The 10220-nt window shown below is 29.7% G+C and carries 10 protein-coding genes and 2 pseudogenes; 11 read left to right on the top strand and 1 reads right to left on the bottom strand.

Annotation, left to right across the window (positions count from 1 at the left end; all coding sequences use genetic code 11):
• Positions 1–225 precede the first annotated feature (225 nt).
• The 11 genes and pseudogenes from HT678_RS11765 to HT678_RS07210 all read left to right on the top strand — a co-directional run bounded on the left by HT678_RS11765 (position 226) and on the right by HT678_RS07210 (position 10106).
• The gene (locus HT678_RS11765) at positions 226–396 is read left to right on the top strand and encodes a PhrA family quorum-sensing system peptide (RefSeq protein WP_033684368.1); all 171 of its coding nucleotides are present in this window, start codon (positions 226–228) and stop codon (positions 394–396) included.
• A gap of 70 nt (positions 397–466) precedes the next feature.
• Positions 467–886, top strand: a complete 420-nt coding sequence (locus HT678_RS07255) for a GNAT family N-acetyltransferase (RefSeq protein ID WP_049493769.1) — start codon at positions 467–469, stop codon at positions 884–886.
• 2 nt (positions 887–888) lie between these two features.
• Positions 889–2046 (top strand): hypothetical protein, encoded by a 1158-nt coding sequence (locus HT678_RS07250; RefSeq protein ID WP_050208510.1) that lies wholly within the window; start codon positions 889–891, stop codon positions 2044–2046.
• Positions 2047–2051: 5 nt separating this feature from the next.
• A complete protein-coding gene (locus tag HT678_RS07245) occupies positions 2052–2216 on the top strand; it encodes a hypothetical protein (protein ID WP_153299952.1) in 165 nt (54 codons plus the stop codon).
• A gap of 145 nt (positions 2217–2361) precedes the next feature.
• Positions 2362–3501 carry an arginase family protein gene (locus HT678_RS07240; protein WP_050208508.1) on the top strand — a complete coding sequence of 380 codons (1140 nt, stop codon included), beginning with the start codon at positions 2362–2364 and terminating at the stop codon, positions 3499–3501.
• Positions 3494–4780: a hypothetical protein gene (locus tag HT678_RS07235; RefSeq protein ID WP_050208506.1), complete on the top strand. Its 1287-nt coding sequence runs from the start codon at positions 3494–3496 to the stop codon at positions 4778–4780. Before HT678_RS07240 ends, HT678_RS07235 begins: the two co-directional genes overlap by 8 nt.
• Positions 4767–6368, top strand: coding sequence for an ABC transporter ATP-binding protein (locus HT678_RS07230; protein WP_050208504.1), 1602 nt, complete (start codon positions 4767–4769; stop codon positions 6366–6368). The genes HT678_RS07235 and HT678_RS07230 overlap by 14 nt, the downstream gene beginning before the upstream one ends.
• Positions 6369–6774: 406 nt before the next feature.
• Complete coding sequence (locus HT678_RS07225; protein ID WP_138703004.1) at positions 6775–7176, top strand: hypothetical protein; 402 nt, start codon at positions 6775–6777, stop codon at positions 7174–7176.
• 329 nt (positions 7177–7505) lie between these two features.
• The gene (locus tag HT678_RS07220; protein ID WP_050208497.1) at positions 7506–7865 is read left to right on the top strand and encodes an SAG1252 family conjugative relaxosome accessory protein; all 360 of its coding nucleotides are present in this window, start codon (positions 7506–7508) and stop codon (positions 7863–7865) included.
• Positions 7866–7874: 9 nt separating this feature from the next.
• A complete protein-coding gene (locus HT678_RS07215; RefSeq protein ID WP_050208494.1) occupies positions 7875–8240 on the top strand; it encodes a plasmid mobilization relaxosome protein MobC in 366 nt (121 codons plus the stop codon).
• Positions 8227–10106, top strand: a pseudogene (locus tag HT678_RS07210) (SAG1250 family conjugative relaxase). The gene HT678_RS07215 and the pseudogene HT678_RS07210 overlap by 14 nt, the downstream one beginning before the upstream one ends.
• Positions 10107–10152: 46 nt before the next feature.
• On the opposite strand, the pseudogene HT678_RS07205 reads toward HT678_RS07210, so the two are convergent.
• A pseudogene (locus tag HT678_RS07205) lies at positions 10153–10220 on the bottom strand (transcriptional regulator); the annotation flags it as partial.

Below are 10220 nucleotides of genomic sequence, written 5' to 3'. Positions count from 1 at the left end.
TTCTTTTCAATCTGAATTTCTCTGCGAGTGTATTCATTAAAAATAATAAACCTTCCTATTTGCTTAATTTCATTATAAAATTTTTAGTTCAAAATAGCAAGTTAAAGAAATAAATAATTCTTTACGGTAATAAAAAAAAAAAAAAGTCAAAAAAACATAAAAAACTTGACTGATTTTCATATGTGTGTTAGAATTAAGAAAAAGAAAGGGGTTTCATAATATAAGATGAGGAGAAATCGTGGAATTAAAAAAATAGTTATATTTGTATTACTAAGTGTTCTTGCATTTGGTAATACAATTCCCTATCAACAGTTTGTTCAGAAGAATAGACAATTGGAAGTTCGAGTACAATCACAAAAAAAATCGAATGGACTTGATGTTGGAAAGGCAGATTAAAGAATAATGGAATAGAATTAGTCTCTAGTATATTCGCTTTTATTATTCATTAAAAATTGTAGGGGCAAAAATGAAGATTACTGATGCAAATAATGAAAATATTGACTACATAGAAGAAATGCTATTGGAACACAATAAGAAATGCTTACCTTCATGTCAGGATGAGGACTATAAACAGATTGCTTTTATTGTTGAGAATAATCAAGAGATAGTAGGTGGCATCGTAGCTTATTCGGTTATTTGGAAAATATTATATATTGATACACTTTGGGTTAAAAACACTTATAGACGTCAAGGGATAGCAACTGCATTGTTAAATAATGTTTTAGAAAGTGCCAAAAATTACGGATGTAGTATTGTTCATTTAAGCACCTTTGACTTTCAAGGTTTAGATTTCTACTTAAGTCAAGGTTTTGAAGTTTTTGGAATTCTTAATGACTCTCCAGATGGACACAAAGAATACTTTTTAAGTAAAAGAATAGAGAAATAAAAATGTTTTATAAAAATTCTAGTATTGATTTTACTAATCTAGTTAATGAGAATAATCTTAAGACACCACTGTTAGTATATGATGAAGAACAATTGGATTATACGTTACATAAAGTCAAAAACATTTTTTCCAAATATGATTTTCTAAAATTAAGTTATGCTGTAAAAGCTTCTTATAGTGATTTTTTTCTTAACAAGTTCAGTTCTTTAGGAATGGGATGTGATGTGGCAAGTCGTTATGAATATGATTTGATAAAAGACTATTCTTTTCAGTTCGTAACTACTACTGCTCCATACTATTCTAAAGAAGATATGATATACTTTTCGAACAAAAACATTCTAATCGATTTTAACTCTTTAGACCAGATTAAACAGTTTGTTTCAATCGGTATTTCACAGGAAATAGGTCTTCGTATTAGAGTTAGTTTCCCAAAGTGGGGTGACAGAAATTTAGGAACTTACGGAGAGGAAAGTAGATTTGGAATAGAATTGAATCAAGAAATTATTGATTATATATCAGATAATGGTTTAGTCATAAAGAGATTACATACTCATACTGGTCAAATGACCCCAGAATTGTTCATTTATAAAGTTCAATATTTGTTAGAAATTTGTAAATTCTTTGATACTATTGATACAATTAATTTAGGTGGAGGTCTGTTACATCTCTTAGAAGATAGTGAGCGAACAATAGCAGCTCTTAATCGAATAGATGAACTGCTATCAACTTTCTATGAGGAAAATCAACGGAGAATAAATATTATTATTGAACCTGGTGGTGCTATTACTCTTCCATTTGGTTATTTAGTTACTAAAGTTATATCAAAGCAAATTTTAGGAAACAGTACAATTGTAACAGTAGATTCATCAGCTTGGAATTTTTTGCCGTGGAATATTTATAAGGTTGAGAACGTGAGCATAGGTTCGGAGTCCAGTAGTGATGGTATAGAAGAAAAAGTAAAAATTGCTGGGTGTACTCTTTTTGAAGGTGATTATTTTGGAGTTTTTGATGGTAAGATAAAATTACATAGTTTTCCCTCAATTTCAGTTGGAGATTTGCTAGTTGTCTATGCTTCTGGAGGTTATAGTTTTACAAATTCTAGGAGGTTTAATGGTATTAGACTTCCTATAGAATATATTTATAGAAATAAAAGGAGGTGAAAACAATGAAACTTGAGGCTTTAAACAAAGAATTGTCTGCTTTAACAAAGAAATCAAAAAACACTTTTGATATCAAATCTGAAGCAGATAACAAAGGGAATCATAATATTAAAAATCCCTTTGGTTTAGATTTAAAACTCTTGGGAGGAAGTAGACCAAGATATATTTGATATACCAATACATATTACTAGTTAAACAATTGTGTATATGTGTATATGTTTTATGCAAAAACTCCTATTTTACATTAGAAAGTATAAATAGGAGTTTTTATTCTAATATTATTTATTATATTTATATTATTAGTGGGAGAGTTTTATGAAATGGATTGTTAATCCTAGTTTTGCTTTTTTTAATAGTGATAAGACTGGCTATATTTTTAATATTCCTAATAATAAAATTACAGAGTGTACAGTGGAGTTTATAGAATTTATCAGAGATTTACATAAAATTGAATTTACTTATGAGGATTTTTGTCTGAAAATAGGTTGCGAGAAGGAAGAAGGTAAGAAGGTATTCAAGAAACTTTGCGATGAATCTGTTTTAATATCATATAAATATAAAATAGATAAATTTCAAAATACAATGTTTAATGTGAAATTTATAGAGTTAGCAAGTTTTTTAACGATGGGGTATAAAGAGAAAATAGTTTTTCTGGGCTTTCCATATGATCAGTCAGTTACCAATAGAGCTGGTTGTAAATTTGCTAGTAAAGGATTACGAGAAATCAGTAGAATAATATATGATAGAGAATATTCTCTACTTTCCTACAATGAGGATATATCAGATATTAGTGATTTTATATATGATATTGGAGATATTAAGGGAATAATATTCGATAGAAATGGTCCGGAGTTTTCTTTTTTAACAAATATAATATTTTCCTTAGTATGTACATCAAATTTCCCAATTGTATTAGGTGGAGATCATTCTATTAGCTTTTCTACAATAAATGGAGCAAGCTTAAAAGGTGAAATCGGGGTTATCCATATTGATGCACACGATGATTATTTTGAATTTAATTTAAATAATTGGTCTCATGAGATGCATCATGGAAATTATCTGGGTGGGTTTGCTAATAACGATGCAGTTAAGAAAATATATTGTATTGGTATTCGTTCCCTAACTCCTTATCTGATAAGTAATGACAAAGTAAAAATTTATCCAAGAAAATCAATTTTTGAAACATTTCAGCTGGATAAGAACTTAAAGTATTATATTACTTTCGATGTTGATGTTATAGATCCATTATTGATAGGAGGTGTTGGAACACCAGTACCATTTGGATTCTCACTGGATCAAATTAGGGAACTTCTTATTAGATTAATACAAGAGTTTGAAATTGTTGGAATGGATGTCGTTGAATTTATTCCCGATAAAAAGGAAGAGATATTAACAATTTGTTCATTGATTTTTGAATGTGTTGTTCAACAGATAAGGAGAAATCAAAATGATTAGTGAAACAGACAAAATATTAGAAATTTTGAAAGGTAGTGAGCAAGTTGTGAGTGGTTACTTTCAGTCACAATTGGAGATTGTAAGAAAAAGAATTATAGAGAATGCTAGTTGTTTCTTATCAGAATTGAAATCTCCTATAACTGGAAAAACATATACTCTTGATGGGGAAACGATTAGTTTTTCCTATGAGAGAAATATCTCTCACCGTGTATTAGAGAGAAGATTTGATTTGAGTATCGATAGTGACTTTTATCATAAAACAATATTTTTTAATTCTGGTATTTCAGCAATTTATAATGTGATTATTTCTTTGAAAAGAATTTTACGGAAAGAAAAATTAAATATTCTAACTCAATCATCCTATTTTGAAACTGGAATGATAAATAGCATCTTAATGAATTCTATATCAACTTTGGATAGTAATACTGATGTTGAATTTGATGTTATATTTATCGAAAGTATCGATTACAATAATTTATGCTATTGTAGTTTAATTGAACTTATTCAGAGCAGAGAAATAAGCTTTTCTGACAATCAGATAACATTTATTATTGTAGATACTACTTTATATAAAGATAAGAATGAAGTAGAAAATGCGTTTGGAAAAATTTTTCCAACTAATGTGATTTTAATTGAAGTTGAATCGCTTATAAAATTTTATCAATTGGGTTTAGAACTTTCAAATGTTGGAGCGGTTACAATCTATTCACATTATAGTATATGTGAAATAGTTGATGACTTAGCAGTTTATTTAAAGAAGGTAAGAAATATCAGTGGTTCAAATCTTAATCTTTATGAAATAGCACTTTTATCAAATGAACTGATGTTAAATCATGACCTAGTTGATGTTTATCGTACTAGAATATACAAAAACGCACGTAAATTTTATGATATTTTAAGTAAAGAAAAATCAAATTTTAAATTTATTTATCCTGAAAAGAATAAAGGTGAGTCACCTTTTATCATTATGAAAAATGAAAGTTACACTATTGATGACTATCTGTTATACTGTTCTTTATTAAAAATAATAGTTGAAGAAGAAGAGGTGGATGTTATAATGGGTTCCAGTTTTGGGTTTAACCATACTCGATATGAACTCATAATTACTGATAGAGTGAAGGGAGAAGCGTTTATAAAGTTGTCAATTGGTGCATTTGATGAAAACAGTCAAATTGAATTTGCATCTTTAATCAATCGATTAAATTCTGATTCAAAAATAAAACAAGAATTTAAGAGATATGGACAGATCGAACTATTGAGGCTAGATGATACTGATTAAAAAAATAATAAATATTTTAAAGTTTACTACAATAAAAAAAATACTTTTGATTGAATTCTTAACGCTCGCATTAGATATACTAGAAGTGACCAGACCGTTTTTTATGGGAAAATCGATCGATGATATTCTGAGGAGTGATATCAATACCGTTGCAATAAAGCTTGTATTCTACACAATAACAATTCTATTATCGAGTTTTCTGGATTATTATCAAGCTATAATAATGACCAAAACTAATTTTGAAATAGAATTAGGTTGCTCTCGTAGTTTTATACAACGTTTCTTAGGAGAGAAGTCCAATTTATATTCAAAAATAAATGAGATAGTCTTGGGTGACATTGCTGAAGTATCCAAGATTGCAGTACAGGTTATTGATATCATAATATTTAATTCGGTATCGGCAATTTTAGTAATTTATTTTTGTCTTAGAATACATTACAGTCTCACTGTAATTATAATTGTATCTCTTCCGTTTTTATATTGTATCAATAATTTGTTAGGACAGAGAATTGAGAGTATGAATACTATTCACAAAAATTCTATAGATGAATTGAATGAAGAGTTCACATATTTAAAAACAGGTATACCTGTTGTAAAAAGCCTAAATGCTACTGAATATTTAGAACAAAAAATTAACAAATTTGTAACTAACGTCAATAAATTAAAATTCCGCATTTCTTATTATTTCGTTGTAAAAAATACAGTATTAGAAATATCGAATTATTTAGTATATTTAGCAATTTTGATTATTGGCATTGTATTAATTCATAACCAAAAAATAACAATAGGGCAATTTATAGCTTTTAACTCATACTCTGCTATATTGACAAAAAACTTTAATAGCTTAACAGAGGTTATGTATATGAGTAGAGAATTTAGAGTTTCGTATGATAGAATTTTTGATTCAAATAATATGAGATACTCTCAAGTTAATTATGTAAATTCTAAAGATTATTCAATCGCTCTAAATAATGTTAGTTTTAAAATTGGAAATATCAAAATTTTAAAATCAATATCGTATAATTTCCCTAAAACAGGTTTGATATTCATAGTTGGAGAAAGTGGCTCAGGCAAAACGTCCCTTTTAAAAGCTATGGACGGTTTAATTCCTGAAATTACAGGCACTGTTAGTGTAAGTACTTCTAATTCAAATATACTCTATTTACCACAAACTCCTGTAATTTTTAAAGATTCTATTTATAACAATATTGTTTTAGGAAAAGTGATAGAGGAGATTGAATTTTTAGAAGTTGTTAAACAATTAAAAATACAATATTTACTCAGAAAGGATAATCTAAAGAATCCTGACTCATTAGATCAAACGCTCTCTGGTGGCGAAAAACAACGTATTTCCTTCGCACGTGCAATACTAGCAAATCCTGACATTCTTCTCTTAGATGAATTTGATTCAGCTTTAGACAATGAGAATTCTGAGCAGTTACATAAAATTATTAGAGAGTTATCCAAGGAAAAATTGATTTTATTAGCTACACATGATATGAGCAGAATTGATAGCCAAGATCAATGCATATTAATTGAAAATGGAAGAATTAAGGAGGTTGCTTTTTTTGAGGATGTAGGGATATAAGTTATTTTTCAATTTTCTCTTTATTTAGTACTTTTGTAAAATTTATATTTATTTTATTTTCAATTATGATTTACACTGAGTATAAAGAAACTATATTCAGATTCATATCAAGATTTTTATTGGGTGTTAAGGAGGTAGATAGTTCAATTGTAAATGGTAGATATTTCCAAGCAAGCTATAAATTTTTTCAAAAAAATGGAGCATAGATAGGAATCGTTACTATTATGTACATGGTAAATCAATTATTAAAAACTATGGAAAAAATAAGAGTGATGTTTACCATATTACGGAAGATGGAATTGAGTCGAAAAAGGGCCTTAGAAAAAATATTGTTGTTTCAAAAGATAGTTTGAGGATTGATTCTAATTATTTTATTCTAGAAAACTCTGAATCTTTTAACACTATTATGCAGGAAACTAAATATGCTGGGTATAGAATTTTGAATAAAGTTGACCATTCTATCTGGATTCTCCCTATTATTTTGCTAGGTTTATTTATTGTCGTTAGTATTCAAATAGATAATAATATGAAAACCAGTTACAGAGGAGATTACTATGCTTTAATATTGAATAGTGATCGAACTATTAAACAAGTAAATGAAAATGATAAACTTTCTTTTCAAAATCAGGAAATAATTGTGGGTAATAAACGTTATCGTTACGATAATGTTAGCATTACAGTGAGAAATATGGATGATGTAAATATAGGTGAGATCAATACATCATCAAAAATAATTGTTATGAAAGATGGGGATACTAAATACTATATTTTGAAAGATTCTGCTATATATAATCAATACAAAAAATGAACTTTGAGCCACAAGGCTCTTTTTTTATTTCTTCTTTTTCATGTGATAACTTCTCCAAGTTTCTTCCGATATACTTTTCTCAACTTGTAAAAATCTATGTTAGATTTTCTCTGGGGGGTGTGGGGGCGGAGCCACCAAGTTATCTTATCGTTGGCTGTCAGAACTGGAAGGTTTTGGTCGGTTGGCGATATGATTTTTGGGATATTGTGGACACAATATCTGAGCTCGCAAAGACCGAACAAGAAGCAAGTGAGGTCTTTAGGAAGCGTACTGACAATGTGAGGTAGACTTACACTGTCAGACAAGTAGAATGTTGAAGGGATATCAGAATGGGACAAGAAATTAAGTCAATCCGAAAGCAATTTAGAATCACGAGACAAGAAGAAAAACAGATAAAAGAAATGATGAGGGAACAAAAAGTGGATAGTTTCTCAGAATTTCTTCGTCAAAATTTATTGAAAAAGAATTATCAGGATAGAATTTTTGAAAGTTGGTTCTCCCTTTGGCAGTCTCAAAAGTTTGAACAGATTAGTCGAGATGTGTATGAAGTTCTGGTTGTCGCAAGAGAAAATCATCAAGTGACTCAAGAGAACGTCTCAATCTTATTGACTTGCGTTCAAGAATTGATTGCAGAAGTGAATCAAGTGCAGCCACTCAGTCGTGAGTTCCGTGAAAAATATATGGGTTAGGAGGATGTAATGGTTTATCGCTATCGTACCAATCTCAAAAAAGTATTTCTAACTGATCCAGAATTACACCAATTGAATGAACGGATTGCTAAGAGCAATTATCAAAATTTCTCAGTCTATGCCAGAAAAGTTTTGCTTAATCCCAATATGTCATTTGTCACGATTAACACTGATGCTTATGACCAGTTAGTTTTTGAATTGAGACGGATTGGAAATAACATCAATCAGATTGCGCGCGCTATCAATCATAGCCATCTGATTTCTCAGGAACAATTACAGGACTTGAGTAAGGGAGTGGGAGAGTTAATTAAGGAAGTGGATAGAGAATTTCAAGTGGAAGTGAAAAAATTGAAGGAGTTTTATGGTAGTCACTAAACACTTTGCGACACATGGTAAAAAATATCGTAGGTGTTTGATTAAGTATATCCTCAATCCAGATAAAACAGATGATTTGAAATTGGTATCTGATTTTGGCATGAGTAATTTCTTAGACTTTCCTAGCCATGCAGAAATGGTAGAAATGTACAATGTTAACTTTACTAATAACGACAAGTTGTACGAGTCCAGAAATGACCGACAAGAAAAACACTAACAAACTATTCATGCCCATCATCTCATCCAATCATTTTCTCCTGAAGATAATCTGACACCTGAAGAAATTAACCGCATTGGTTATGAGACCATGATGGAATTGACAGGAGGTCGTTTTAAGTTTATCGTAGCAACTCACACAGACAAAGATCATGTTCATAATCACATCCTAATCAACGCTATTGACCGCAATTCAGATAAAAAGTTGATATGGAACTATGCCTTGGAACGAAACCTCCGTATGATTTCAGACCGTATTTCTAAAATGGCTGGTGCAAAAATTATTGAGAAACGTTATTCCTATCGAGATTATAAAAAATATAAGGAATCTAGTCATAAATTTGAATTGAAACAACGTCTTTATTTTTTGCTTCAGCAATCTAAATCGTTTGATGATCTTTTAGAGAAAGCAAAGCAGTTGTATGTTCAGATTGATTTTAGTCAAAAGCATAGCCGTTTTTTTATGACAGATAGAATGATGATAAAACCAATTCGAGGACGCCAACTCATCAAACGAGATTTATATGATGAAGAATTTTTTAGAATACATTTTGCCAAACAAGAGATTGAAAGTCGTTTAGAATTTTTGTTGAACCGTGTCAATTCTTTAGAAGAGTTAATAACAAAAGCAAAAGAATTGAATCTAACCATTGATTTAAAACAAAAAATGTAACTTTTATCCTGGAAGAAGATAATCAAAAGATAAGTTTGGGTCATAAAAAAATAAGTGATAAGAAATTATATGATGTCAAATTTTTTCAAGATTATTTTAAAAATAAGGAAGTCGTTGCTTCAGAAGGATTAGAGAATTTACAGGAACAGTACCATGCTTTCCAAGAAGAACGAGATAAGGATAAAGTATCCACTGAAGAGATTGAGGAAGCCTTTGAGACATTTAAGGAAAAACGAGATGCCGTTCACGAATTTGAAGTGGAACTTGCAGAGCATCAAATAGAGAAGGTAGTTGATGAGCGCGTCTATATCAAGGTGGCTTTCGGTGTCAAACAGAGCGGTCTTATTTTCATTCCTAATTATCAGCTAGATATTATTGAAGAAGACAATCAGAAAAAATATAAAGTCTATATCCGAGAGACAACCTCATACTTTGTATATAACAAAGAACATTCGGATAAAAATCAGTATGTCAAAGGACGAACATTGATAAGATAGCTAACCAACGATAGTCGAGTAATACCATACAGAAGACCTACAGTTAAGAGTCTACAGGAAAAGATTACTGAGATTAACCTCTTCATTGAATTAACTGAAGCAGATAAGAAATACCAAGACATTAAAGACGAGTTAGTAAAAGAAATAGCAGAGATAGATATAAAACTAAATCAAATTAATGAAAAAATCGCCAACTTAAATAAGATGGCGGAAGTGCTTATCAATTTAAAGAGTGAGGATGTGAGCAGTCGAAAGCTTGCAAGATATGACTTTTCAAAATTAAATTTGCCAGAATCAACATCTCTAGAACAAATCAATTCGGAATTTTTGAGATTACAAAAAGAGTTAACTACCTTTCTTGAGGAATATGAGAATATTATAAAAAGATTGGAAATATTTGTGAAGGTACTAAATAGAAAAGAGTTAAAGTGGAGAAACGGTCATGATGGAGAACTTAATGAATATGAAATAATTGATTAAGTTCTTTATATTTAACGTTTCAGAAAAACTATAATGTCAAGATTAACTAAACAGTATCTAATTCTTTCAAATAATTTTCTATCTTCATCAACATTAAAGGATTGTTATAAATCT

The sequence above is a fragment of the Streptococcus sp. 3167 genome, from assembly GCF_013277175.1.
GTDB lineage: Bacteria > Bacillota > Bacilli > Lactobacillales > Streptococcaceae > Streptococcus > Streptococcus pseudopneumoniae.
The sequence above is the reverse complement of the archived record's forward strand: the minus strand, read 5'-3'. Positions and strand labels throughout refer to the sequence as shown.